The sequence below is a fragment of the Streptomyces sp. NPDC007872 genome (assembly GCF_042868165.1).
Lineage (GTDB): Bacteria > Actinomycetota > Actinomycetes > Streptomycetales > Streptomycetaceae > Streptomyces.
This window is the reverse complement of sequence record NZ_JBIAEA010000009.1, coordinates 118,377-143,669: the sequence shown is the minus strand read 5'-3', so window position 1 is coordinate 143,669 and position 25,293 is coordinate 118,377. Positions and strand designations below refer to the sequence as shown.

Annotated in this window: 22 protein-coding genes and 1 pseudogene; 17 read left to right on the top strand and 6 right to left on the bottom strand. The window is 73.3% G+C overall.

Annotated features, from left to right (window positions below):
- Positions 1-365: 365 nt before the first annotated feature.
- The 13 genes and pseudogenes from ACFYNX_RS28030 to ACFYNX_RS27970 all read left to right on the top strand — a co-directional run bounded on the left by ACFYNX_RS28030 (position 366) and on the right by ACFYNX_RS27970 (position 12,601).
- Complete coding sequence (locus tag ACFYNX_RS28030; RefSeq protein ID WP_388665258.1) at positions 366-1,379, top strand: ABC transporter ATP-binding protein; 1,014 nt, start codon at positions 366-368, stop codon at positions 1,377-1,379.
- A pseudogene (locus tag ACFYNX_RS28025) lies at positions 1,288-2,140 on the top strand (MlaE family ABC transporter permease); the annotation flags it as partial. The gene ACFYNX_RS28030 and the pseudogene ACFYNX_RS28025, both read left to right, overlap by 92 nt.
- Positions 2,141-2,145: 5 nt before the next feature.
- The gene (locus ACFYNX_RS28020) at positions 2,146-2,952 is read left to right on the top strand and encodes an ABC transporter permease (protein WP_125667045.1); all 807 of its coding nucleotides are present in this window, start codon (positions 2,146-2,148) and stop codon (positions 2,950-2,952) included.
- Between the two features lies 1 nt (position 2,953).
- A complete protein-coding gene (locus ACFYNX_RS28015) occupies positions 2,954-4,207 on the top strand; it encodes an MCE family protein (RefSeq protein ID WP_388665256.1) in 1,254 nt (417 codons plus the stop codon).
- Entirely contained in the window at positions 4,204-5,259 is a 1,056-nt protein-coding gene (locus tag ACFYNX_RS28010) for an MlaD family protein (protein WP_365548258.1), read from the top strand. Before ACFYNX_RS28015 ends, ACFYNX_RS28010 begins: the two co-directional genes overlap by 4 nt.
- Positions 5,256-6,305, top strand: coding sequence for an MCE family protein (locus ACFYNX_RS28005; RefSeq protein ID WP_365548255.1), 1,050 nt, complete (start codon positions 5,256-5,258; stop codon positions 6,303-6,305). The genes ACFYNX_RS28010 and ACFYNX_RS28005 overlap by 4 nt, the downstream gene beginning before the upstream one ends.
- The gene (locus ACFYNX_RS28000; protein ID WP_388665254.1) at positions 6,302-7,327 is read left to right on the top strand and encodes an MCE family protein; all 1,026 of its coding nucleotides are present in this window, start codon (positions 6,302-6,304) and stop codon (positions 7,325-7,327) included. The genes ACFYNX_RS28005 and ACFYNX_RS28000 overlap by 4 nt, the downstream gene beginning before the upstream one ends.
- Complete coding sequence (locus tag ACFYNX_RS27995; RefSeq protein WP_388665252.1) at positions 7,324-8,634, top strand: MCE family protein; 1,311 nt, start codon at positions 7,324-7,326, stop codon at positions 8,632-8,634. The genes ACFYNX_RS28000 and ACFYNX_RS27995 overlap by 4 nt, the downstream gene beginning before the upstream one ends.
- Positions 8,631-9,926 (top strand): MCE family protein, encoded by a 1,296-nt coding sequence (locus ACFYNX_RS27990; protein WP_388665250.1) that lies wholly within the window; start codon positions 8,631-8,633, stop codon positions 9,924-9,926. The genes ACFYNX_RS27995 and ACFYNX_RS27990 overlap by 4 nt, the downstream gene beginning before the upstream one ends.
- Positions 9,923-10,453: a hypothetical protein gene (locus ACFYNX_RS27985; RefSeq protein ID WP_388665248.1), complete on the top strand. Its 531-nt coding sequence runs from the start codon at positions 9,923-9,925 to the stop codon at positions 10,451-10,453. The genes ACFYNX_RS27990 and ACFYNX_RS27985 overlap by 4 nt, the downstream gene beginning before the upstream one ends.
- Positions 10,450-11,184: a hypothetical protein gene (locus ACFYNX_RS27980; RefSeq protein ID WP_388665246.1), complete on the top strand. Its 735-nt coding sequence runs from the start codon at positions 10,450-10,452 to the stop codon at positions 11,182-11,184. The genes ACFYNX_RS27985 and ACFYNX_RS27980 overlap by 4 nt, the downstream gene beginning before the upstream one ends.
- Positions 11,185-11,234: 50 nt before the next feature.
- Positions 11,235-11,777 (top strand): nuclear transport factor 2 family protein, encoded by a 543-nt coding sequence (locus ACFYNX_RS27975; protein WP_388665244.1) that lies wholly within the window; start codon positions 11,235-11,237, stop codon positions 11,775-11,777.
- Positions 11,778-11,824: 47 nt separating this feature from the next.
- The gene (locus tag ACFYNX_RS27970) at positions 11,825-12,601 is read left to right on the top strand and encodes a hypothetical protein (RefSeq protein ID WP_388665243.1); all 777 of its coding nucleotides are present in this window, start codon (positions 11,825-11,827) and stop codon (positions 12,599-12,601) included.
- Between the two features lie 90 nt (positions 12,602-12,691).
- Here the strand turns inward: ACFYNX_RS27970 and ACFYNX_RS27965 are convergent, their stop codons facing one another.
- Together ACFYNX_RS27965 and ACFYNX_RS27960 are read right to left on the bottom strand one after the other, a co-directional pair.
- Positions 12,692-13,474 carry a putative protein N(5)-glutamine methyltransferase gene (locus ACFYNX_RS27965; RefSeq protein ID WP_365548234.1) on the bottom strand — a complete coding sequence of 261 codons (783 nt, stop codon included), beginning with the start codon at positions 13,472-13,474 and terminating at the stop codon, positions 12,692-12,694.
- On the bottom strand, positions 13,467-13,949 hold the full coding sequence (locus ACFYNX_RS27960) for a glutathione peroxidase (protein ID WP_388665242.1): 483 nt from the start codon (positions 13,947-13,949) through the stop codon (positions 13,467-13,469). Before ACFYNX_RS27960 ends, ACFYNX_RS27965 begins: the two co-directional genes overlap by 8 nt.
- Before the next feature lie 46 nt (positions 13,950-13,995).
- On the opposite strand from ACFYNX_RS27960, the gene ACFYNX_RS27955 reads away from it, so the two are divergent.
- Positions 13,996-14,223, top strand: a complete 228-nt coding sequence (locus tag ACFYNX_RS27955) for a DUF6011 domain-containing protein (protein WP_388665240.1) — start codon at positions 13,996-13,998, stop codon at positions 14,221-14,223.
- A gap of 110 nt (positions 14,224-14,333) precedes the next feature.
- Positions 14,334-15,404: an RNA ligase (ATP) gene (locus ACFYNX_RS27950; protein ID WP_365548225.1), complete on the top strand. Its 1,071-nt coding sequence runs from the start codon at positions 14,334-14,336 to the stop codon at positions 15,402-15,404.
- A gap of 16 nt (positions 15,405-15,420) precedes the next feature.
- Here the strand turns inward: ACFYNX_RS27950 and ACFYNX_RS27945 are convergent, their stop codons facing one another.
- Together ACFYNX_RS27945 and ACFYNX_RS27940 are read right to left on the bottom strand one after the other, a co-directional pair.
- The gene (locus tag ACFYNX_RS27945) at positions 15,421-16,284 is read right to left on the bottom strand and encodes an acyl-CoA thioesterase II (RefSeq protein ID WP_365548365.1); all 864 of its coding nucleotides are present in this window, start codon (positions 16,282-16,284) and stop codon (positions 15,421-15,423) included.
- Positions 16,285-16,297: 13 nt separating this feature from the next.
- A complete protein-coding gene (locus ACFYNX_RS27940) occupies positions 16,298-18,811 on the bottom strand; it encodes a DUF3516 domain-containing protein (RefSeq protein WP_365548222.1) in 2,514 nt (837 codons plus the stop codon).
- Positions 18,812-18,943: 132 nt separating this feature from the next.
- Here ACFYNX_RS27940 and ACFYNX_RS27935 point away from each other — a divergent pair, with 132 nt between their 5' ends.
- Positions 18,944-19,735, top strand: a complete 792-nt coding sequence (locus tag ACFYNX_RS27935) for a metal-dependent hydrolase (protein WP_365548219.1) — start codon at positions 18,944-18,946, stop codon at positions 19,733-19,735.
- Positions 19,736-19,838: 103 nt separating this feature from the next.
- Here the strand turns inward: ACFYNX_RS27935 and ACFYNX_RS27930 are convergent, their stop codons facing one another.
- Complete coding sequence (locus ACFYNX_RS27930; RefSeq protein WP_388665237.1) at positions 19,839-21,620, bottom strand: ABC transporter ATP-binding protein; 1,782 nt, start codon at positions 21,618-21,620, stop codon at positions 19,839-19,841.
- Positions 21,617-23,431, bottom strand: coding sequence for an ABC transporter transmembrane domain-containing protein (locus ACFYNX_RS27925; RefSeq protein ID WP_388665235.1), 1,815 nt, complete (start codon positions 23,429-23,431; stop codon positions 21,617-21,619). Before ACFYNX_RS27925 ends, ACFYNX_RS27930 begins: the two co-directional genes overlap by 4 nt.
- 189 nt (positions 23,432-23,620) lie before the next feature.
- On the opposite strand from ACFYNX_RS27925, the gene ACFYNX_RS27920 reads away from it, so the two are divergent.
- Positions 23,621-25,237 (top strand): peptide-N4-asparagine amidase, encoded by a 1,617-nt coding sequence (locus tag ACFYNX_RS27920; protein WP_388665233.1) that lies wholly within the window; start codon positions 23,621-23,623, stop codon positions 25,235-25,237.
- Positions 25,238-25,293 lie beyond the last annotated feature (56 nt).

Sequence of the window (25,293 nt, the reverse complement as noted above, 5' to 3'; positions counted from 1 at the left end):
TGACAAATATCCGGCCGTTCTTCCCCGTCTTCCGAAAACTCGGAACCCGGTATTGCCCCGGGAGGTTACTCGGCCGTAACGTTCCCCGGGCGGCGCTCAGTCGCAGGTCGGCGCGCACCCACGGGCCGGACCGAGCACCGCAACGGGGTGCGGCTCCGCCGACGGAGACCCGCCCGCCGGGCCCTGAGGAGAAGCGATGCCCGCTGTATCTCGGCGGAGACAAGAACCGGTCCGGTCTTTGTCTCCGCGGTGACAAGAACGGCAATGGATCAAGGATCGCGGCGACGCGCCTATTGTCCCGGTGATCCGCACCGACTTAACGTGCGCCCGCGGTGCACACCCGACTCGCGCCTGCTGGAGGTGGTATGGGAATCGAAGTAGTCGTTGAGGGTCTGACCATGTCCTTCGGCAAGCAGAACATCTGGCAGGACGTGACGCTGACATTGCCGGCCGGAGAGGTGAGCGTGATGCTCGGCCCTTCCGGAACCGGCAAGACGGTCTTCCTGAAATCGCTCATCGGACTGCTGAAACCCCAGCGGGGCCGTGTCCTCATCAACGGGGTCGACATGGTCAGCAGCCCCGAGCGCGACATCTACGAGACCCGCAAGCTCTTCGGCCTCATGTTCCAGGACGGGGCCCTCTTCGGCTCCATGACCCTCTTCGACAACATCGCCTTCCCGCTGCGCGAGCACACCCGCAAGCGGGAGTCGGAGATCCGGCGCACCGTCATGGAGCGCATCGAACTCGTCGGCCTCCTCGGCGCCGAGGGGAAGCTGCCGGGCGAGATCAGCGGCGGCATGCGCAAGCGCGCCGGCCTCGCCCGCGCCCTCGTCCTCGACCCGCAGATCGTCCTGTGCGACGAACCGGACTCCGGGCTCGACCCCGTCCGCACCGCCTACCTGTCCCAGTTGCTCATCGACCTCAACGCGCGGATCGACGCGACGATGCTCATCGTCACCCACAACCTGGACATCGCCGCCACCGTCCCCGACAACATGGGGATGTTCTTCCGGCGCAACCTGGTCACCTTCGGCCCCCGCGAAGTCCTCCTCACCAGCGACGAACCGGTCGTCACCCAGTTCCTCGCGGGGCGCCGCGAAGGGCCCATCGGCATGTCCGAGGAGAAGGACGCCGCCACCCTCGCCGCCGAGGCCGACAGCGCCGGGGGCGCACGCGCCCACGCGCCCCGCGTCATCGTCCCGCAGTTGGAGCCCTCGCCCGGCCTGCCGCCCCGCGCCGCCGTCGCACGGCGCAGGGAACGGGTCCTCGGCATGCTCGACCGGCTGCCGCCCGCCGCCCGCGCCGCCATCGAGGACACCTACGCGCGGACCGCCGTGGCGCCCACCCTGCGCATGCCGGCCGCCGGGAGCGGCGCGTGATCACCGGCGCGCTGCGGCAGACCGGCCGCCTCTTCGCCCTCGCCGCCGAGGTGAGCAGGGCCGTCTTCCGGCGCCCCTTCCAGTTCCGGGAGTTCATCGAGCAGTTCTGGTTCGTCGCGAGCGTCACCATCCTGCCGGCCGCGCTCGTCTCGATCCCCTTCGGCGCCGTGATCGCCCTCCAGGTCGGCTCGCTCACCCAGCAGCTCGGCGCCCAGTCCTTCACCGGCGGCGCCAGCGTCCTCGCCGTCATCCAGCAGGCCAGCCCCCTCATCGTCGCCCTCCTGATCGCCGGCGCCGGCGGCTCCGCCATCTGCGCCGACCTCGGCTCCCGCACGATCCGCGAGGAGCTCGACGCCATGGAGGTCATGGGCGTCTCGCCCGTCCAGCGCCTGGTCGTCCCGCGCGTCCTCGCCACCATGGCGGTCGCCGTCCTCCTCAACGGCATGGTCTCCGTCGTCGGCACCCTGGGCGGCTACTTCTTCAACATCGTCCTCCAGGACGGCACCCCCGGCGCCTACCTCGCCAGCTTCTCCGCCCTCGCCCAACTGCCCGACCTCTACATCAGCGAACTCAAGGCCCTGATCTTCGGGTTCATCGCGGGCATCGTCGCCGCCTACCGGGGGCTCAACCCCCGCGGCGGCCCCAAGGGCGTCGGCGACGCCGTCAACCAGTCCGTCGTCATCACCTTCCTGCTGCTGTTCTTCGTGAACATGGTGCTGACGGGCATCTACCTGCAGATCGTCCCGCCGAAGGGAGGCTGAGGCCGATGGCCTCCCCGTTCGTCTGGCTCGACCGCTCCGGCGACCAGCTCCTGTTCTACGTCCGGGCCCTGCTCTGGATCCCGCGAACCCTGCGCCGCTACCTCAAGGAGGTGCAGCGGCTGCTCGCCGAGGTCGCCTTCGGCTCCGGCGGCCTCGGCGTCATCGGCGGCACCATCGGCGTGATGGTCGCGATGACCCTCTTCACCGGCACCGTCGTCGGCCTCCAGGGCCACGCGGCCCTCGAACAGATCGGCACCGCCGCCTTCACCGGCTTCGTCTCCGCCTACTTCAACACCCGGGAGATCGCCCCGCTCGTCGCCGGACTCGCCCTCTCCGCCACCGTCGGCGCCGGCTTCACCGCCCAGCTCGGCGCCATGCGCATCAACGAGGAGGTCGACGCCCTCGAAGGCATGGGCATCCGCTCCATGCCGTACCTGGTCACCACCCGCATCATCGCCGGCGTCGTCGCCATCGTCCCGCTCTACGCGATCGGCCTGCTCTCCTCCTACCTGGCCTCCCGTTACATCACGGTCCTCTTCAACGGACAGTCGGCGGGGACCTACGACCACTACTTCAACCTCTTCCTGTCACCGACGGACGTCCTCCTGTCGGTGCTCAAGGTGCTGGTCTTCAGCGTGATGGTGATCATCGCCCACTGCTACTACGGCTTCCGCGCCTCCGGCGGCCCCGCCGGCGTCGGCATCGCCGTCGGCCGCTCCGTGCGCAACGCCATCGTGCTGATCAGCGTCACCGACTTCTTCCTGTCGCTGGCCCTCTGGGGCGCGACCACGACCGTGAAGGTGGCGGGGTGAGATGAGCGATCCACGCGGCCAGACCCTGCGCCGCCGGTCCGCCGGCGTCGTCTTCCTCCTGGTGCCCGCCCTGCTCGCCTGGCTGGCGGTCGCCGTCTACGAGAAGCGCTTCACCGACTCCGACCCGGTCGTCGTCGAGACCGGCAGCGTCGGCAACGAGATGCACCTCGGCGCCGAGGTGAAGCTGCGCGGCGTCGTCGTCGGCGAGGTCCGCGCCATCGACTCCACCGGCACCGGGGCCCGGCTCACCCTCGCCATGCGGCCCGGCACCCTGGACCACGTCCCCTCCGACGTACGCGCCCAGATGCTGCCCACCACGCTCTTCGGCGAACGGTTCGTGGCCCTCGTACCGCCCGGCAACCCCTCGGCGAAGCCGCTGGGCCCCGGGTCCGTCATCCCCGAGGACCGCTCCGAGAACGCCGTCGAACTCCAGCAGGTCCTCGACAACGTCCTGCCCCTGCTGACCGCCGTCCAGCCGCAGAAGCTCTCGGCGACCCTCTCCGCCGTCTCCAAGGCGCTGGAGGGGCGCGGCGACCAGCTCGGCGACACCCTCACGCAACTCGACGCCCACCTGCGCGAGTTCAACCCCCACCTGCCCGCCCTCAACCGCGACCTGAAAGAACTCGTGAAGGTCAGCCACCTCTACGCGGACGCCGCCCCGGACATCCTCACCGCGCTCACCGACTTCACCACCACCAGCGGCACCCTCGCCGAGAAGGAGGCCGAACTGTCCGGCACCCTCGGCGCCACCACCCGCACGGCCCAGGACCTGACCACCTTCCTGCGCCAGAACAAGGACAACATCATCCGGCTCGGCGCCACGAGCAGGCCCACCCTGGAACTGCTCGCCGAGTACTCCCCGTCCTTCCCCTGCACCCTGCGCACCCTCGCCCAGTTCGTGCCCGCCATGGACAAGGCGCTCGGCAAGGGCACGAACCGGCCCGGACTCCACGTGAACGTCACCGCCGTGCCCGCGCGCGGCGCCTACGTCCCCGGCCGCGACACCCCCTCCTACGGCTCCGGCGGCGGCCCGCGCTGCCACCCCGTGCCCTACCTCGGCGCCTCCGTCGCACCCGCCGCCCGGGCCTCCGCCGCCGCCGACCAGGACCTCGGGCCCGCCAACTCCCCGCAGGAGAACGACCTCGTCAACGAACTCCTCGCCCCCGCCGCGAAGAAACGGCCCGGCGACCTGCCGGACTGGAGCAGCCTCCTGGCCGGACCCGCCTTCCGCGGAGCGGAGGTGACCCTCCGATGACGACGCCACCCGCCCACACGCGACGGCGCGGCCTGACCGGGACGGTCCTGAAGTCCCTCGTGTTCGTCCTGGTCACGGCGCTCGCCACCACCGTCCTCGGCTTCAGCATCGCCGACACCGGGGTCGGCTCCGCCACCCGCTCGTACAAGGCGCTCTTCACCGACGTCACCGGACTCGTGGAAGGCGACTCCGTCCGCATCGCCGGGGTCGAGGTCGGCGAGGTGACCGACGTGCGCGTCGTCGAACGGCGCACCGCCCAGGTCACCTTCACCGTCCGAGAGGACCGCACCCTGCCCCGCTCCGCGACCGCCGCCGTCAAGTACCTCGACATGGTCGGCCAGCGGTACGTCTCCCTCGACCGGGGCAGCGGCGCCCTGTCCGGCGCCCTCCAGTCCGGGGAGACCATCCCGCTGGAGCGCACCACGCCCGCACTCGACCTCACCCTGCTGTTCAACGGCTTCAAACCGCTCTTCGAGGGCCTCTCGCCCGCCGACGTCAACGACCTCGCCGGCTCCCTCGTCCAGGTCCTCCAGGGTGAGAGCGGCACCGTCGACAGCCTCCTGCGGCACATCGGCTCCCTCACGAAGACCGTCGCCGCCAAGGACGAGGTCGTCGGCCAGGTCATCACCCACCTCAACACCGTCCTGACCACCCTCAACCACCGCGAGGCCGGCTTCGAGGACCTCGTCGTCACCCTCCAGAAGCTCGTCACCGGCTTCAACGCCGACCGCAAACCCCTCGGCCAGGCCGTCCGGGCGATCGGCGACCTCACCACCACGACCGCCGGGCTGTTCCAGGAGGCACGCGCCCCCCTCAAGCAGGACATCCGCGAACTGGGCCGGCTCTCCGGGACCCTCGGCGACCACACCCCCCGCATCGAGTCCTTCCTCGCCAACACCCCCGCCAAGATGACCGCCCTGGCCCGCCTCTCCTCGTACGGGTCCTGGTTCAACCTCTACCTCTGCGAGGCGCGCGTGAGCGGCGTGGGCACCTCCGACGGCTCCGAGCCGCCGACCGGCGTCACCGTGACCGAATCGAGGTGCCGCGGATGAGCCGCCGCCCCCTGCTCAAGCCGGTCAAGGAGCGCAGCCCCGTCGCCGTCGCCGTCGTCGGACTCCTCCTCCTCGCCCTCCTCGCCGCCCTCGCGTACAACGTGGAACGCCTCCCCCTCGTCGGCGGCGACACCGCCTACAGCGCCGACTTCACCGAGGCCGCCGGACTCGACGAGGGCGACGAGGTGCGCATCGCCGGCGTCAAGGTCGGCCAGGTCACCGCCGTCGCCCTCGACGGACCCAAGGTCAAGGTGACGTTCGAGGTCGGCGACGCCTGGGTCGGCGACCGGTCGACCGCCGCCATCGCCATCAAGACCCTCCTGGGCGAGAAGTACCTGGCGCTCGACCCCCTGGGCTCCGCCCCGCAGGACCCCGGGACCCGCATCCCGCAGTCCCGCACCACCTCCCCGTACGACGTGACGCAGGCCTTCCAGGACCTCAGCGGCACCGTCGACGCACTCGACACGAAGAAGCTCGCGGACAGCTTCGCGACGATCTCCGACACCTTCAAGAACTCCCCGCCGCACGTCCGCAACGCCGCCACCGGCCTCTCCGAACTGTCGAGGACCGTCTCCAAGCGCGACGCCGAACTCGCCCGCCTCCTGGAGAACAGCGAGAAGTTCACCAAGACCCTGGAGGACAGGAAGTCCAGCTTCGAGACGCTCATCGAGGACGGCGGCTCGCTGCTCGGAGAGCTCAGGAAGCGCCGCGACGCCATCCGCGCCCTCCTCAAGGGCAGCAGGGAGCTGGGCACCCAGCTCGGCGGCCTCGTCGGCGACAACGACCGGCAGCTCGGCCCGACCCTCAAGTCCCTCGGCCGCGTCACCGAGGTCCTGGAGAGGAACAGCGGCAAGCTCGACCGGACCCTCGCGCTCGTCGGCCCGTACTACCGGCTCGTCGGCAACACCCTCGGCAACGGCCGCTGGTTCGACAGCTACCTGTGCGGCGTGGTGCCCCGGACCTACCTGCCCGAAGCCTCGCAGCCCACGACCGGATGCCTGCCGCCGAAACAGCCGGCGACGGGCAAGGGGAGCGGTGAACGATGACCAAGCCCAGAACGCCCCTCGCCGCCGGACTCGCCCTCGTGGTGCTCGCCGCCTGCGGATTCGTCGCCGTACGCGTCCTCGAACCCGACGGCACCCGCGTCACCGCCTACTTCGACCGGACGGTCGGCGTCTACGCCGGCTCCGACCTGCGCGTCCTCGGCGTCCGGGTCGGAGAGGTCGAGTCCGTCGAACCGCAGGGCACCCGCGTCCGCGTCCGGCTCCACCTCGACGAGGGCGTCCGCGTCCCCGCCGACGCCCGGGCCGTCGTCGTCGCCCCGAGCATCGTCGCCGACCGCTACGTCCAGCTCACCCCCGCCTACGGCACCGGCCCCGCCCTCGCCGACGGCGCCGAACTGCCCGCCTCGCGCAACCGCGTCCCCGTCGAGATCGACCAGCTCTACGCATCGATCACCGACCTGAGCGAGGCCCTCGGCCCGGACGGTGCCAACTCCGCAGGAGCCCTGTCCGCACTCCTGGACACCGGCGCGAAGAACCTCAAGGGCAACGGCGCCTCCATCGGCACCTCCATCGAGGAGTTCGGCAAGGCCGCCAAGACCCTCGACGGCAGCAGCGAGCAGCTCTTCACCAGCCTCGGACAGCTCCAGACCTTCACCACCATGCTCAAGAAGAAGGACGGCGACGTCCGCACCGCGCAGGAACGCCTGGACGAGGTCGTCGGCTACTTCGCCGAGAACAAGGACGACCTCACCGGCGCCCTGGAAGAACTCGGCAAGGCCCTCGCCCGGGTCAAGACCTTCATCAAGGACAACCGCGGCGAACTGAAGAAGAACGTCGACCGGCTCGTGCCCCTCACCCGGACCCTCGTCGACCAGCGGGCCTCCCTCGCCGAGGCCCTCGACGTCGCCCCGCTCGCCGCCGGCAACCTCGTCAACGCGTACGACCCGAAGACCCGCACCCTCGACGGCCGCGCCAACCTCAACGAGATCAGCATGGGCGGACCGCTGCTCCCGCTGCCGGTGGCCGGCGGCTCCGCGGCGGGCACCGGGAAGGGGGAGCGATGAGCCGCCCCACCTCGTCCGCCGGGAAGCTCCTCGGCGCCGGAGCCGTCGGCACCGTCGCCCTCGGCCTGGGCATCGCCGTCGTCCTCGGCCTGGTCCCCGCCCCTTCGCTCCGGTTCGACGGCATCGAGGACCTGCCGCTGCCCGGCGGCGCCGACCTCGGCCCCCACCCCTACACGGTCACCGCCGAACTCGACGACGTCCTGAGCCTCGTGCCGCAGTCCGCGGTCAAGGTCAACGACGTCGCCGTCGGACGCGTCACCGCCATCGAGCTGGTGCCCGGGAGCTGGACCGCCCGCGTCACCCTGAGGATCAACGGCGACGTCCGGCTGCCCGCCGACGCCGGCGCCCGCCTGGAGCAGTCCAGCCTCCTCGGCGAGAAGTACGTCCAGCTCGTCGCCCCGACCTCCGGCGGCACCGGACGGAGCGGCGTCCGACAGACGGCCGCAGGGCAGGGCGACGGCGGACGACTCACCGACGGCAGCGTCATCCCGCTGGCCCGCACCAGCCGGAACACGGAGGTCGAGGAGGTCTTCGGCGCCCTGTCCCTGCTGCTCAACGGCGGCGGCGTCAACCAGCTCAAGACCATCACCCGGGAGCTCAACGCGGCGCTCGGCGGACGCGAACCCGAGGTCCGCTCGATGCTGAACCGGGTGAACACCCTGGTCGGCAACCTGGACGCGCACCGGGGCGACATCACCCGCGCCCTCGACGGGGTCAACCGGCTCTCCGCCACCCTCGCCGGCCGCAAGAAGGACGTCGACACCGTCCTCACCGGTCTCTCGCCCGGCCTGAAGACGCTGGAGAACCAGCGGGGCTCCCTGCTGACCATGCTGCGCGCCCTGGACACCCTGTCCGGCGTCGCCGTGACCACCGTCAACGCGAGCAAGAAGGACATGGTGGCCGACCTGAAGGCCCTCGCGCCGACCCTGAGGGCGCTCGCGGACGCCGGCGCCGACCTGCCCGCGTCGCTCCAGGTCCTGCTGACGTACCCCTTCACCGACGAGGTGATGCGGGGCATCAAGGGCGACTACCTCAACACCTATCTGCACCTCGCCGCCGTCCCCGGCACCGAGGTGATCCCGCCCCTGGTCCCCAAGGCCGACCCCACCCCCGACCCCACCCCGTCGGCCCCGGAGACGACGGACCCGGAGCCCGAACCGGAACCGGAGCCAGAGCCGGAACCCGAGCCGGAACCCGAACCCGAACCGGGCGCCCGGCAGAGCCGGGGACAGAGCACCGGACCGGCCCTGCCGCTGCCCCCGGTCCGCACCGGCGGCACCCCGACGGACGGAGGCGAGAACCGGTGATCACCCGCACCGTACGGCTGAAGAACCTGGCGTTCCTCGTCATCGCCGTCCTCGTCCTCGGCTTCGTCGGCATCCGCTACGCCGACCTCGGCCGCCACGTCGGCGTCGGCGACCACTACACCGTCAAGGTCCACCTCGCCCGTACGGGAGGCCTGTTCACCCACTCCGACGTCACCTACCGGGGCGTCTCGGTCGGACGCGTCGGCGACATCGACCTCACCGCCGACGGGGTCGTCGCCGAACTGCGCATCAAGAAGTCCGCCCCCCGGATCCCCGCCGACGCGAAGGCCGTGGTCGCCGGGCTCTCCGCCGTCGGCGAGCAGTACATCGACCTGCGCCCCGAGAGCGACGGCGGCCCCTACCTCGCCGACGGCGCCCGCATCGAGCAGACCGACACCCAGGTGCCGGCCCCGGTCACCGACGTGCTCGCGAGCATGAACGACCTCACCACCTCCGTACCGCTCGACTCCCTGCGCACGGTCGTCGACGAGTTCGGCAAGGCCTTCGAGGGGCACGGCGACGACCTCCAGGCCCTCCTCGACAACGGCAGCGCGTTCGTCCGGGCCGCCGACCGGGCCCTGCCGTCCACCACACGGCTCATCGACGACGGCGAGGTCGTCCTGCGCACCCAGGCCGACGAGAGCCGCGCCATCCGGGGCTTCGCCACCGGAGCGCGCGACCTCGCCGCCGCCCTCAAGGGCTCCGACGCCGACCTGCGGCGCGTCCTGACCGTCACCCCCGACGCGGCCGGACAGGTCAGCGGCCTCCTGCGCGACCTCGACCCCAGCCTGGGCGTCGTCCTCGCCAACCTCCTGACCACCTCGGAGGTCGCCGTCACCCGGCAGCGCGGCATCGAGGAACTGCTCGTGACGTACCCGGCGGCCGTCTCGGCCGGAGCCACCGCCGTCGACGGCGGAAAGGTGAACTTCGGCATGGCGGTCACCTTCTTCAAGCCCCTGCCCTGCACCTCCGGATACGGCGGTACGCGCTACCGCAACGGCCTCGACCTGGGCACCGCGCCCGCCCTCAACACCGGTGCGGCCTGTACGGGCTCCGCGGCGGCCGGGATCAACGTCCGCGGCTCGGCGCACGCCCCGAAGGGCGGCCCCGTGCCCGCCCCGGCCACACCCGGCTCCCTGCCCTCGGGCAATACGGGCAGCACGGGTGGTACGGGCGGGACGACGGGCTCCCCGCGCCCGTCCCTGCCCGGCGCGCTCGCGCTGCCCGGCCAGGGCGACGGCCCGGCGGACATGGCCGGGCTCCTCGGCCTGGGCACCGGAGGCACGCGATGAGGCGGGCGGGGATCCTCGGCGCCGGCGCCCTCGTCGTCGCCCTCGGCTTCTGCGGCACCGGCGCGTGGACCTACGCGCAGGCCCGCTCCGACGAGGGCCTCTCCTTCGGCCGCGCACGGGACACCGCGCTCGCCGAGGGCCGGCGGCACCTCACCGTCCTGAACACGCTCGACGCCTCGACCCGCGAGCGCGCCGCGGCGGGCGTACGGGCCTGGCGCGACGCCTCCACCGGCCCGCTCCGCACCGAACTGGGCCGCACCGAGCCCGCGGTGGGCGCCTCGGCGCGCGCCACGGTCACCGAGGCCGCCCTCACCGCGCTCGACACCCGCGCCGGTACGGCGAAGCTCATCGCGACCGTACGCGTCGACGTCACCCCGCGCGGGGGCGCCACCGCGACCAGTGACCGCAAGCGCCTGGAGGCCGTCCTGACGCGCACCGGCGAGGACACGTGGAAGGTCGCGGCCCTGAGCGCGGTCCCCGTCGCGGGCGCGGAGGGAAGCGAGAAGGAGGAGGGCGGGGACGAGTGACGCGACTGCTGCGCGGAAGGGCCGGGGAGACGGACGGAAAGGCTCCGGAGCCGGGGGAGACGGCGATCGGGGCGGCTCCCGCCGAGGGCGGCCCCGAGCCGGACGCCCAAGACACCCCGGACACCCCGGACGACGGTGACAACGAGAGCGACAACGACAACGACAGCGACGGAGACGACGACAGCGACGGCGACAACGACAACGACGGCGACGACGGTGGCGGCCGGTTCACCCCCCGCCGGCGCACGGCCGTCCTCGTCGCGGCCGTCGTCGCCCTCCTCCTCGGTGGAAGCGGCTTCTTCTACGGCGCCCACCAGCTCCGGTCCACCCCGTCCGCCCGCAACCACGCGCTCACCGACACCGCCGCCACCACCCGCGTCGGCGGCGACGTCGGCGAGGGCCTCGCCCGGGTCTTCTCGTACGCGCCCGGCCAGGCGGACGCCGCCGAACGCTCCGCCGCGACCGTCCTCTCCGGACGCGCCGCACGCCAGTACACCGACCTGTTCGCCCAGGTCCGCGCGAGCCTGGTCGAGCAGCGCCTCACCCTCACCACCCAGGCCGTCCGCACCGGGGTGATCGACCTCCACGGGAACACCGCGCGCCTGCTCGTGTTCCTCGACCAGACCTCGCGGCGCGACACGGCACCCGCCACGTCCGCCGCCGCCCAGCTCACCGTCACCGCGGAGTTCCGGGACGACCGGTGGCTGATCGTCGACATCAAGGCCCGCTGACCATGGGCACGAACGTGCGCATGCGCACGAGCGGGAGACGGGAGCACTCCATGACACGCGCGGTCCGCACCCCGGCGGGCATCCGGCCGGCCCTGACGGTGGCCCTCGTGCTCACCCTCGTCGCGGGCGCCTTCGCGGCCTGGGCGGGCCGGGACTGGTACGCCGCGGCCCACGACGACTCCGCCGCGTACGCCGTGCAGCGCGACCGCGCGCTGGCGGCGGGGGAGCAGGCCGTGCAGAACCTCAACACGCTCGACCACCGGCGCGTGGACCAGGGCCTGGACCTCTGGGAGTCCTCCACGACCGGCGAGCTGCACGAGCAACTCGTGGACGGGCGAACGGAGTTCGCCGGACAGGTCAAGGCCGCGAAGACGGTGACCACGGCCCGGGTGCTCTCCGGCGCCGTCACCGAGCTCGACGACCGCGCGGGGCGGGCCCGGCTGCTCGTCGCCCTGCGCATCACCGTCACGACGCCCGACAGCAAGAGCACGGACAAGGACAGCCGCATGCTGGGCGAACTCACCCGGACCGACGGGCAGTGGAAGCTCAGTGCCCTGGGGCAGGCCCCCGTGGGCGGCTCGGCGGCCGGCTGACCGGCCCGCGTCCCGAGAGCCGCCCGCACCCGAAAGGACGACGCACGATGCCCACGCCCCGCCACCACCTCAACCGCCAGCGCCGCCGCCAGGCCCTCGCCACCGCCGCGCCCGAGGGCACGGACCCCCGCCCCCGCGCGTCCGTGGGCCTCCTGACCGGGCCGTCCCCCCGGACCGGACGGCCGACGACGGCGAAGCCCGTACGGGAGAAGGCCGGAGGGACGGCTGAAGAGACGGCCGGGGAGCCGGAGCGGAAGGTCACCGGCAGGAGGACCCGGTCACGCGGGCCCGTCCCCCTCGTGGTCCTCTGCGTCCTCACCCTCCTCCTCGGCGGCTTCGCCGGCTGGGCGCACAGCAGGGCGGCCGGGCTCCGCGACGACCCCGCCCGCGGCAACACGGCCCTCACCGACCTCGCCCGTACCAGCGAGATCAAGGGGCAGACCGCCGCGGCCGTCGCCGCGCTCTTCTCCTACGACCACGCCGACCCGGCCGCCTTCGAGAAGGCCGGGAAGACCCTGCTCACCGGGAAGGCCGTCGCACAGCACCGGACGCTGTTCGGCGGGGTGCTCGCCCGCGCGGCCGAGGAGAAGACGGTGATCACCACGGCGGTCACCGACAGCGCGGTCGAGCGGATCGACGGCGACCGCGCCCGGGTCCTGGTCTACGCCGACCAGAGCAGCGTGAGCACGGCCGGGACCGCCAAGGGCGGCAAGCAGCCGAAGGCACAGGACCAGGGGGTCTACGCGGGCGCCATGTTCGCCGTGGACGTCGTCCACCGGGACGGCCGCTGGCTCGTCGAGAACATCGACACGTTCGGCCGCTGAGCCGCTGAGCCATCGAACTGCCGAGCCGCCGAGCCGCCGAGTCACCGAACTGCCGAGCCGCCACGGGCCTTGCCTTCCGGGAAAGCCCGGTCACCCCGCCCGCGTGGCGACGAGCACCGTCGCGTACAGCTCCTCGCACGTGACGATCCGCGCCGCCAGGCCGTGCGCGGAGACCGCCCCCACCGCCCGGTCCGCCTGTCGCTCGCCCGTCTCCACCAGCAGGTGCCCGCCCGGCGCCAGCCACTCCGGCGCCCCGGCGGCGACCCGCCGCAGTACGTCGAGGCCGTCCGGGCCGCCGTCGAGCGTGACGAGCGGCTCGTGGTCGCGGGCCTCGGGCGGCAGCAGGCCGATGTCCCCGGTGGGCACGTACGGCACGTTGGCGACCAGGACGTCGACCCGGCCCCGCAGCTCCGGCGGCAGCGGCGCGAACAGGTCCCCCTCGTACACCCGGCCGCCCCGCGGCTCGACGTTCCGCCGGGCGCAGTCCACCGCCGCCGGCTCGACGTCCGAGGCGTGCACCTCCGCGCCCTCGACCCGGTCGAGCAGCACCGCGGCCGCCGCTCCCGAGCCGCAGCACAGGTCGACGCAGAGCGCGCCGGGCGCGGCCAGCTCCACCGCCCGCCCGACCAGGAACTCGGTCCGCCGCCGGGGCACGAACACCCCCGGGCCGACGGCGATCCGCAACCCGGCGAACTCCGCCCACCCCACGACGTGCTCCAGGGGCAGGCCGGCGGCCCGCCGCTCGACCATCAGGTCGAGCTCGGCGGGCCCGGGCGCCGCCGCGAGCAGCATCGCGGCCTCCTCCTCGGCGAAGACGCACCCGGCGGCCCGCAGCCGCTCGACCACCCCCGCGCCGTACGCCACGTCAGGCAAGCCGCGCCTCGACGGCCGCCACGACCTCGGGGGCGTCCGGCTCGGTGCGAGGACGGAAGCGGGTGACCTCCCCGTCCGCGCCGATCAGGAACTTCTCGAAGTTCCACTGCACGTCACCGGCCTCGCCCTCGGCGTCCGCGGCCTTCACCAGCTCCGCGTAGAGCGGGTGGCGGTCCGCGCCGTTGACGTCCGTCTTCTCCAGGAGCGGGAAGGACACCCCGTACGTCGTCGAGCAGAACGTCCGGATCTCCTCCGCGCTGCCCGGCTCCTGGCCCGCGAACTGGTTGCAGGGCACGCCGAGCACGGTGAGGCCGCGCTCCCCGTACTCCTTCTGCAGCCGCTCCAGACCCGCGTACTGCGGGGTCAGACCGCACTGGGAGGCGACGTTCACCACCAGGACCGCGCGGCCGCGGTAGTCGGCCAGGGTGACCGGCTCGCCGGTCAGGGTCTTCAGCGGGATGTCGTACAGGCTCATGGCCGCTCCTCGTGTGCACGGGGGGGGGATGGGGTTTGATCTGACCATGGGCGACGAACCACTGGCAATCCCGATCGACTCCACCGCACGCCCGGCGCCGCGCCGGGTCCTCTGCCGGCTCTGCGGCCGCCCCCTGACGGGCGCGGACTCGCGCCGCACCGGCCTCGGCCCGACCTGCGACGCCAAGCTCCACCCGCCGGGCCCGGAGATCCGCACCCGCCGCCACGAGGTGGAGCAGGACGCGCTGCCGGGCCTGGACCCGCCGGGGGCGTGAGCCGCGCGACGCTACCAGCCGCGAAAACCGGTGGGCCAGCGGTTTCCCGGCCCGGCAGGCTGGCCGGGATGAGAACGCCACCCGAGCCACCGGAACCGGAGTCCTGAACCGTGTCGACCCTGCGCGTCACCGCCGAAGTCCTGACCGTCCACCCCCACCCCGACGCCGACGCCCTGGAACTGGCCCAGGTCGGCCTCTACCGGGCCGTCGTCGCCAAGGGCGCCTACGAGACCGGCGACGCCGCCGTCTACATCCCCGAGCAGGCGGTGCTGCCCGCCGCGCTCATCGAGGAGCTGGGGCTGACCGGACGCCTCGCCGGCGGGAACGCGGACCGGGTCAAGGCGGTGCGGCTGCGCGGGGAGCTGTCCCAGGGACTCGTCTGCCGGCCCGCCGCCCTCGCGGACACCGACCTCGTACGGGCCGCGGCCGAGGGCACCGACTTCGCGGAGCGGCTCGGCATCGTCAAGTGGGTGCCGCCGATACCGACGCACATGAGCGGGGACGTGGAGGCCGCGCCGGACCTGCTGCCCTGGGTCGACGTCGAGAACCTCCAGCGCTACCCGGACGTCTTCGAGCCCGGCGAGCCCGTCGTCCTGACGGAGAAGCTCCACGGCACGGCCTGCCTGCTGACGTACGGGGCCGGGGACGGGCGCGTCCAGGTCTCCTCCAAGGGCTTCGGGGCCAAGGGCCTCGCCCTCAAGGAGGACCCGCGCAACCTGTACTGGCGCGCCGTCCACGGCCACGGCCTGGCCGCCGTCGCCGAGCGCCTGGCGAAGCGCCTCGGCGCCCGCCGCGTCGGCCTCTTCGGCGAGGTGTACGGCTCCGGTGTCCAGGACCTGGTGTACGGCGCCGACGCCCGGAGCGGGACCGTCGGCTACGCGCTGTTCGACGTGTCCGCCGAGATCGACGGACAGGTCCGCTGGCTGGACCCGGCCGAGGTCCTGGAGCCCGGCGAGGTCCCGCTCGTCCCGCGCCTGTACTCCGGCCCGTACGACCTGGACACCGTCCTCGCCCACGCGAGCGGCCGGGAGACGGTCTCCGGCCGGGAGGCGCACCTGCGGGAGGGCGTCGTCGTGCGGCCCGCGACCGAGCGGTACAGCCCGGTCCTGGGCGGCCGGGCCATCGCCAAGGCGGTCAGCCCGGCCTACCTCACCCGCAAGGGCGGCACCGAGTTCGAGTGAGCGGAGCCGAAGGGCCTCACAGCTTCCGGAACAGGCCCTCCTGGACCACCGACACCAGGAGCCTGCCCTCGCGGTCGTAGATCCGGCCCCGCGCGAGTCCCCGGCCGCCCGTGGCGATCGGGGACTCCTGGTCGTACAGGAACCACTCGTCCGCCCGGAACGGCCGGTGGAACCACATCGCGTGGTCCAGCGACGCCATGTCGAAGCCGCGCGGCCCCCAGAGGGGCTCGACCGGGATCCGGACCGCGTCGAGCAGGGTCATGTCCGAGGCGTACGTCAGGGCGCAGGTGTGGACCAGCGGGTCGTCGCCCAGCGGCCCCACGGCCCGCATCCACACCGCGCTGCGCGGGTCCGCGCCCTCGACCTCCTCCTTCGTCCAGCGCAGCCGGTCCACGTACCGGATGTCGAAGGGCTGCCGGCGGGCCATCCGCTCCAGGGCCTCCGGCAGCGCCCCGAGGTGGTCGCGGATCTCGTCCGCCAGCATCGGCAGGCCCTCCGGGTCCGTCAGGTGCCGGGGCGGGAGCTGGTGCTCGAAGCCCGCCTCCTCCGGCCGGTGGAAGGAGGCCGTCAGATTGAAGACCGTCCGCCCCTCCTGCACCGCCGTCACCCGGCGGGTCGTGAACGAGCGCCCGTCGCGCACCCGCTCCACCTGGTACACGATCGGCACCCCGGGGCGGCCCGGCCGCAGGAAGTAGGCGTGCAGCGAGTGCACCGGCCGGTCCTCCTCCACGGTCCGGCCGGCCGCCACCAGGGCCTGTCCGGCGACCTGCCCGCCGAAGACCCGCTGGAGCGACTCCTGCGGGCTGCGGCCCCGGAAGACGTCGACCTCGATCCGCTCCAGGTCGAGCAGGTCGACCAGTCTCTCGGCGGGGTTGGTCACCACGGAACTCCTCCTACAACTGTCCGACGGACGTCACGCGGACGACCGCGCGGCCCTCCTCGTCGGAGGCCGCGAGATCCACCTCCGCGCTGATGCCCCAGTCATGGTCGCCGTTGGGGTCGGCGAAGGTCTGCCGGACGCGCCACAGGCCGTGCGCCGCGTCCTCCTCGATGGCCAGCAGCTTCGGGCCGCGCGCGTCCGGACCCGTGCCGAGGTCGTCGTACTCGTCCCAGTACGCGTCCATCGCCCCGCCCCACGCGTCCGCGTCCCAGCCGGACTCGGCGTCCAGCTCGCCGAGCGCGTCCACGTTGTCCAGGGCGGCCAGCTCCACCCGGCGGAACAGGGCGTTGCGCACCAGGACCCGGAAGGCGCGGGCGTTGGCCGTGACCGGCTTGACCTGGTCGGCCTTCTCCTGGGCCTCCTCGGCCGTCTGGACCTCCGGGTTCGCCAACTGCTCCCACTCGTCGAGCAGGGAGGAGTCCACCTGGCGCACCATCTCGCCCAGCCAGGCGATCAGGTCCTCCAGGTCCTCGGTCTTCAGGTCGTCCGGGATGGTGTGGTCCAGCGCCTTGTACGCGCTCGCGAGGTACCGCAGGACGATGCCCTCGGTCCGCGCCAGCTCGTACCAGGAGGTGAACTCGGTGAAGGACAGGGCCCGTTCGTACATGTCGCGGATGACCGACTTCGGCGACACCGGGTGGTCGCCCACCCACGGGTGCGACGTCCGGTAGACGCCGTACGCGTGCCAGAGCAGCTCCTCCAGCGGCTTCGGGTACGAGATCTCCTGGAGCCGCTCCATCCGCTCCTCGTACTCGACGCCGTCCGCCTTCATCCTCCCCACGGCCTCGCCGCGCGCCTTGTTCTGCATGGCGGCGAGGATCTGGCGCGGGTCGTCGAGCGTCGACTCCACCACGGACACCATGTCCAGGGCGTACGAGGGCGATTCGGGGTCGAGGAGGTCGAACGCGGCGAGCGCGAACGTCGACAGCGGCTGGTTGAGCGCGAAGTCCTGCTGGAGGTCGACCGTCAGCCGGATCGTGCGGCCCTCGGCGTCCGGCTCGTCGAGCTGCTCCACCACGCCGCCGTCGAGCAGCGAGCGGTAGATCGCGATGGCCCGGCGGATGTGCCGCAACTGCGCCTTGCGCGGCTCGTGGTTGTCCTCCAGGAGCTTGCGCATCGCCTCGAAGGCGTTGCCCGGCCGGGCGATCACCGAGAGCAGCATGATGTTGGTGACCTTGAAGCGGGAGGTCAGCGGCTCCGGTTCGGCCGCGATCAGCTTCTCGAAGGTCGTGTCGCTCCAGGCGACGAAGCCCTCCGGGGCCTTCTTGCGGACCACCTTGCGGCGCTTCTTCGGGTCGTCGCCGGCCTTCGCGAGCGCCTTCTCGTTCTCGATGACGTGCTCGGGGGCCTGCGCGACGACCAGACCGGCCGTGTCGAAGCCGGCCCGCCCCGCCCGGCCCGCGATCTGGTGGAACTCGCGGGCGCGCAGCGTGCGCACCCGGTTGCCGTCGTACTTGGTGAGGGCCGTGAAGAGCACCGTGCGGATCGGCACGTTCACGCCCACGCCGAGCGTGTCCGTCCCGCAGATCACCTTCAGCAGACCGGCCTGCGCCAGCTTCTCCACCAGGCGCCGGTACTTGGGCAGCATGCCGGCGTGGTGCACGCCGATGCCGTGGCGCACGAACCGGGAGAGGTTCTGGCCGAACTTGGTGGTGAAGCGGAAGTTGCCGATCAGCTCGGCGATCCTGTCCTTCTCCTCGCGCGTGCACATGTTGATGCTCATCAGCGACTGCGCGCGCTCGACGGCCTGCGCCTGCGTGAAGTGCACGATGTAGACGGGCGCCTGCCGGGTCTCCAGGAGCTCCGTCAGGGTGTCCGTGATGGGGGTGAGCCGGTACTCGTACGAGAGCGGCACCGGCCGGGTTGCCGAGCGGACCACCGAGGTCGGCCGGCCCGTGCGCCGGGTCAGGTCCTTCTCGAACATCGACACGTCGCCGAGCGTCGCCGACATCAGGACGAACTGCGCCTGGGGGAGTTCGAGCAGCGGGATCTGCCAGGCCCAGCCGCGGTCCTGCTCGGCGTAGAAGTGGAACTCGTCCATGACGACCTGGCCGATGTCGGCGTACTTGCCGTCCCGCAGCGCGATCGAGGCGAGGACCTCCGCCGTGCAGCAGATCACCGGCGCGTCCGCGTTCACGGAGGCGTCGCCGGTCAGCATGCCGACGTTCTCGGTGCCGAAGAGCTTGCACAGGTCGAAGAACTTCTCCGACACCAGCGCCTTGATCGGCGCGGTGTAGAAGGTCACCTGGTCGTTCGCGAGCGCGGTGAAGTGCGCGCCCGCCGCCACCAGCGACTTTCCCGATCCGGTGGGGGTGGACAGGATGACGTTCGCCCCGGAGACGACCTCGATCAGCGCCTCTTCCTGGGCCGGGTAGAGCGTGATGCCCCGCTCCTCGGCCCAGGAGGAGAAGGCCTCGAAGAGGGCGTCGGGGTCGGCGGTCGGCGGAAGCTGGTCGATAAGGGTCACGCCCCCATCTTGCCTGGATTCCGTCCGGAGGAGGGAACCGGCCGGCGACGGTGTTGATCACGAGCGGTAGGCTCGTCCGTCGACCGGGCGCCAACCGAGCGGCCGGCAGGGGAGAAACGGGGCGGGCCAACCATGATGGGACCGGCGCACTCGCTGTCCGGAGCGGCGGCCTGGCTGGGGGTCGGGGCCCTCGCGGCGGCCTACGACCGCCCGATGCCCTGGCCGGTGCTCGTCGTCGGCGCGCTCATCTGCGCGGGCGCCGCCCTCGCCCCCGACCTCGACCACAAGTCCGCGACCATCTCGCGTTCCTTCGGGCCGCTCTCCAAGATCCTCTGCGGGATCATCGACAGGCTGTCGTACGCCGTCTACAAGGCCACCCGCTCCAAGGCCGACCCCCGGCGGACCGGCGGCCACCGGACCCTCACCCACACCTGGCTCTGGGCGGCCCTGATGGGCGTCGGGGCCTCCGCGGCGGCGGTCAGCGGCGGCCGGTGGGCGGTCCTCGCCCTCCTCTTCGTCCACCTCGTCCTGGCCGTGGAGGGTCTCCTGTGGAAGGCCGCCCGCGCCTCCAGCGACGTCCTGGTCTGGCTGCTCGGCGCGGCCGGCGCCTGGATCATGGCGGACATCCTGGAGGACCCCGGCAACGGCGCGAACTGGTTCTTCACCGGCCCCGGCCAGGAGTACCTGTGGCTCGGCCTGCCGATCGTCCTCGGCGCCCTCGTCCACGACATCGGCGACGCCCTGACGGTCTCGGGCTGCCCGGTCCTCTGGCCCATACCCGTCGGCCGCAAGTTCTGGTACCCGGTCGGCCCGCCCAAGTTCATGCGGTTCCGGGCCGGAAGCTGGGTCGAGCTGAAGGTCCTCACCCCCGCCTTCATGCTCCTGGGCGGGCTCGGCGGAGCCTTCGCGCTCGGTTACGTGTAGCTCCACCCGCACCTGTGGCTCCGCCCGCACAGGTGGCTCCGCCCGCACGGGAGAGGGCCCGCACCGGACATCCGGTGCGGGCCCTCTCCCGCGTGCGGCCCGGTCACCCGTGCCAGGACCGCCACAGCGCCGCGTACGCCCCGTCCGCCGCGACCAGCTCGTCGTGGCTGCCCAGCTCGCTGATCCGGCCCGACTCGACGACCGCGATCAGGTCGGCGTCGTGCGCGGTGTGCAGCCGGTGCGCGATCGCCACCACCGTGCGCCCGTCGAGGACCCGGCCCAGGGACCGCTCCAGGTGGCGGGCCGCCCGGGGGTCGAGCAGGGAGGTCGCCTCGTCCAGGACCAGGGTGTGCGGGTCCGCCAGGACGAGCCGGGCCAGGGCGATCTGCTGGGCCTGCGCCGGGGTCGGGGCCCGGCCGCCCGAGCCGACCTCGGTGTCCAGGCCCCCGTCGAGGCCCCGGGCCCAGTCCTCCGCGTCCACGGCCGCGAGCGCCGCCCACAGCTCGGTGTCGTCGGCCCCGGCCCTGGCCAGGAGCAGGTTGTCCCGGAGGGAGCCCACGAAGACGTGGTGCTCCTGGTTGACCAGGGCCACGTGCTCGCGGACCCGCTCGGCGGGCATCCGCGCCAGCTCGGCCGCGCCGAGGGTGACCGACCCGGCCCGGGGCGCGTACACCCCGGCGAGCAGCCGCCCGAGGGTGGACTTGCCCGCGCCGGACGGGCCGACCAGGGCGAGCCGGGTGCCCGGCGCCACCGTCAGGGTCACCTCGTGCAGCACGTCGACGCCCTCCCGGTAGCCGAACCGGACCCCGTCCGCCCGCACCGTCCGGCCCTCGGGCCGCACCGTCCCGTCGCCCGCCTCCGGCTCGACGTCCCGGACGCCGACGAGCCGGGCGAGCGACACCTGCGCGACCTGGAGCTCGTCGTACCAGCGCAGCACGATCCCGATCGGCTCCACCAGCATCTGCGCGAGCAGCGCGCCCGTGGTGAGCTGTCCCACGTCCATCCAGCCCCGCAGGACGAACGTCCCGCCGAGCAGCAGCACGACGCACAGCACCACCACGTGCGTGAGGTCCACGACGGGGAAGAGGACCGAGCGCAGGAAGAGCGTGTACCTCTCCCATCCGACCCACTGTCCGACCCGCCGGTCCGACAGGGCGACGCGGCGCGCACCGAGGCGGTGCGCCTCGACCGTGCGGCCCGCGTCGACGGTCTCCGCCAGCGCGGCGGCCACCGCCGCGTACCCCGAGGCCTCCGAGCGGTACGCCGAGGGCGCCCGCCGGAAGTACCACCGGCAGCCCACGACGAGCAGCGGCGCCGCGAGGAGCGGGGCGAGCACGAGCGGCGGGGCGGTCATCACGAGGCCGCCGAGCAGCAGCCCCGCCCACACGACGCCGACGGCGAGCTGGGGCACGGCCTCGCGCATGGCGTTGGCGAGCCGGTCGACGTCCGTGGTGATCCGGGAGAGCAGGTCGCCGGTCCCGGCCCGTTCGAGCACGCCCGGCGGCAGGCCCACCGCGCGCACCAGGAAGTCCTCGCGCAGGTCCGCGAGCATCTCCTCGCCGAGCACCGCCCCGCGCAGCCGCACCAGCCGCACGAAGACGGCCTGGACGAGCAGCGCGACCGCGAACAGCGCGACCGTCCGCTCCAGGTGCAGGTCCCGTGCCCCGGCCGCCAGGTCGTCCACCACCGAGCCGAGCAGGTAGGGGGCGACCATCGAGGCGATCACGGCGGCCGCGTTCACCCCCACGAGCAGGGCGAAGGCCTTGTGGTGGCGGCGGAGCAGGTCGCGGACGTAGGCGCGGACGGTCGCGGTCGCGGCGACCGGCAGCGTCGTCGCCGTCGTCGGGGCCCCCGGGTCGTACGAGGGCGGCGTCAGGCCGATCATGCCGATTCCCCTTCCCGTGCTTCGAGAGCGTCCCCGGGAGCGGGGACGGCGGCGAGCTCCTCGTCCGTCTCGCGGGTGACGACCGCGCGGTAGCGCGGCTCCCGGGCCAGCAGTTCGCGGTGGGTGCCGACGGCGACCGCCTCGCCCCCGTCGACCAGGACCACCCGGTCGGCGCGGTCCAGGAGCAGCGGCGAGGAGGCCAGGACGACGGTGGTCGCGCCCGCGCGCAGCCCGGCGATCCCGGCGGCCACCCGGGCCTCGGTGTGCGCGTCGACCGCCGAGGTCGGCTCGTCCAGGACGAGCACCTCCGGGTCGGCCACCAGGGACCGGGCGAGCGCGAGGCGCTGGCGCTGCCCGCCGGAGAGCGACCGGCCCCGCTCGCTGATCCGGGTCCGCATCGGGTCGCCCCCGGTGTCCACGGACGCCTGGGCCAGCGCGTCGAGGACGTCCTCGCAGCGGGCGGCGGCCAGCGCGTCCCCGGCCCGCACCACGCCCGACGCGGGCACGTCGAGCAGCTCGCGCAGGGTGCCGGAGAGCAGCACCGGGTCCTTGTCCTGCACGAGGACGGCGGTGCGGGCGGCCTCCAGGGGCAGTTCGTCCAGCGGGACCCCGCCCAGGAGCACCGAGGTGTGGTCCGCCTCCGGTTCGGCCGGGTGGCCGCCGAGCCGGTCCGCGAGCCGCCCGGCCGCGTCCGGGTCGCCGCAGACGACGGCGGTGAACAGACCGGCCGGGGCGCGCAGCCCGGTCAGCGGGTCGTACAGGTCGCCGCCCGCCTTCGGCTCCCCGTCCCCGGCGGCCGCGGTCGCGGTCGTCGTGGTGCGGGTCAGCGCGAGGACCCGCGCGGCCCGCTTCGCGGACGGCCGGGAGAAGGAGAAGGCCATCGCGATCTCCTCGAAGGTGCGCAGCGGATGGTGGGCGAGGGCCACGGCGCCGTAGACGGTGACCAGTTCGCCGACCGCGATCCGCCCGTCGAGCGCGAGCCGGACGCCGTGCACCACGACCGCGATGAGCAGCAGGCCGGGCAGCACGACCTGGACCGCGGCGATCAGCGCCCACATGCGGGCGCTGCGCACGGCCGCCCCGCGCACCTCCTGGGAGGCGGCGCGGTAGCGGCTCAGGAACAGCTCCTCGCCGCCGATGCCGCGCAGCACGCGCAGCCCGGCGACGGTGTCGGAGGCCAGCTCCGTGGCCCGGCCCGCCTTCTCGCGCTGTTCGTCCGCCCGGCGGGTCGCGCGGGGGAGCAGCGGCAGCACGGCGAGGGCGAGGACGGGCACGCCCACGGCCACCACCGCCCCCAGGGCGGGCTGGTAGACGAGGAGGCCCGCGCAGACGGCCACCAGGACGACGGCGCTCGCCGCGAACCGCGACAGGGCCTCGACGAACCAGCCGATCTTCTCGACGTCCCCGGTGGAGACGGCCACGACCTCGCCGGCCGCGACCCGCCGGGTCAGCACGGAGCCCAGCTCGGCGGTCTTGCGGGAGAGCAGTTGCTGCACCCGGGCGGCGGCGGTGATCCAGTTGGTGACGGCGGTGCGGTGCAGCATCACGTCGCCCGCCGCGATCGCGGCCCCGAAGGCGAGGAGCAGCGCCCCGGCGAGCCCGAGCCGCCCGCCGTCGCGGTCCACGACCGCCTGGACGGCGAGTCCGATGGGGAACGGCAGTCCGGCGATGCCCGCGTAGTGCAGCAGCCCCCAGGCCAGGGACCTGAGCTGCCCGCCGAGCTGTCGGCGGCCGAGCCAGACGAGGAACCGCGTGCCCGAACGGACGTCGGGGACCCCGGGATCGGCGTGGGGAAGATCTCGAATCTGCATGGCGTCCCAGGGTCTCCGGGTAGGGCGGGGGAGACGCGCGTCGGGGGTGCGACGGCGCCGGAAACCGTGCAAGGTTCGCGTTTCCCTCGGAGGCCGGGCAATCGATTTTCCCCAGGAGGGAACAGATCGCGCCACGTCCGATCATCGTCCTCTGGACCGGCCGGGGCCACCGCGCTTCACTTCCGCCCCATGAGATCACCCAGGACCACGAGGGCGATCGGCGCGCTGCTCCTGACCGCCGCCGCGCTGTTCACCCTCCAGCCGGCCGCCGCCGCGGGCCCGGACGGCCCCACGCCCCCGGCCGAGTTCACCACCGACTGGCACGACCCGGTCACCGCCGCCCCGCCCGTCGACACCCCCGGAACCCCGAGCTGCGAAGTCGTCCTCGCGGCCGCGCGGTTCCGCGACTTCACCCCGTACCGGGGGAGTTACACCCCGCCGAAGGAGTGCGGCACCGCCTGGAACAAGGTCGTCCTCCGCCTGGAGGGCACGGTGAAGGGCCGCCAGTACGACCGGCTCGGACACGTCGCCGTCGGCGGCGTCGAGATCCTCCGCACCTCCACGCCCCAGCCCTCGCCCGACGGCATCACCTGGTCCGTCGAGAAGGACGTCACCCGCTACCGCGACGTCCTCGCCCGGCCGCAGCCCGTCGAGATGCTCATCGGCAATGTCGTGAACGAGACGTACACCGGCGTCCTCGACGTCCGCGTCACCCTCACCTTCCACACCGCCCGGGGCCGCGTGAAGCCCGCCGCCGGCACCCCCGACCGGGTCCTCCCGCTCACCGGCGCCACCCTCACCACCCCGCGCAACACCGAACGCCTCCTCGCCGAGGTGTACGCCACCGGCTCGGGCGGCGGCTGCGAGGAGTACTGGTACCTCTCCGTCCCCGACGCCGCGCCCTCCTCCTGCCGGGCGTCCGGCGGACCGCACCGCGAGGTCCGCGTCTCCGTCGACGGACGCCTCGCCGGCATCGCCGCCCCCTTCCCCACGGTCTGGACCGGCGGCTGGTCCAACCCCTTCCTCTGGTACGTCACCCCCGGCCCCCGCGCCTTCGACGTGCGGCCGGTCGTCCACGACCTGACCCCCTTCGCCGGGATCCTCAACGACGGGCGCCCCCACCGCGTGGAGGTCACCGTCGCCGGCGTCCCGGCCGGCCAGGCGGGCTGGTCCGTGCCCACCAACATCCTCCTCTGGCAGGACGAGGGCAGCCGGGTCGTCACCGGGGGACTCGACCGGCACGAGGAGACCGCGCCCCGCAACTCCTCGGTGTACACGCCAGGTTCGGCGGACGCCCTCCACCGGCTCGACACCGACGCCGGCCACCGGCTCACCGTCGCCGGCCACCTGAACACCTCGCACGGCCGGGTCGCCACCACCGTCACTCGGACCGTCGGCCACACCTCCGTCCACCGCTGGGGCGAGGGGGAGAACCCGGACGCGCTCACCGCCCGCTGGACCGACCGCGAGACCGTGACCAGCGGCCGCACCACCACCCGCGCCGACCGTACGTACACCATGGACGGCGAGACCACGATCGGCGCGGGCGACCGGCTGCGGACCGTCCTCACGCTCGGGGACCGCGCCGACACCACCGTCCTGCGCGACGGACGGCGCCCGTCCCGGACGCACCTCGACGACACGTACACCGGCGACGCCACCTACACCACCGGCGTGCCGCGCGAGGAGCGGCACGCCGTCGGCACCACGACCGAGCGCTACCGCCTGTACGGCTCCGGGGGCTGCCACGACCGGACCCTGACGGCCGTCCAGGGCACCGTGACCCGGGACCTGCGCCGCTGCTGAGGAAGCCGTGCCCGGCGCCCCGCACGCGCGGGGGGCCGGGCACGGTCCTTCCCCGG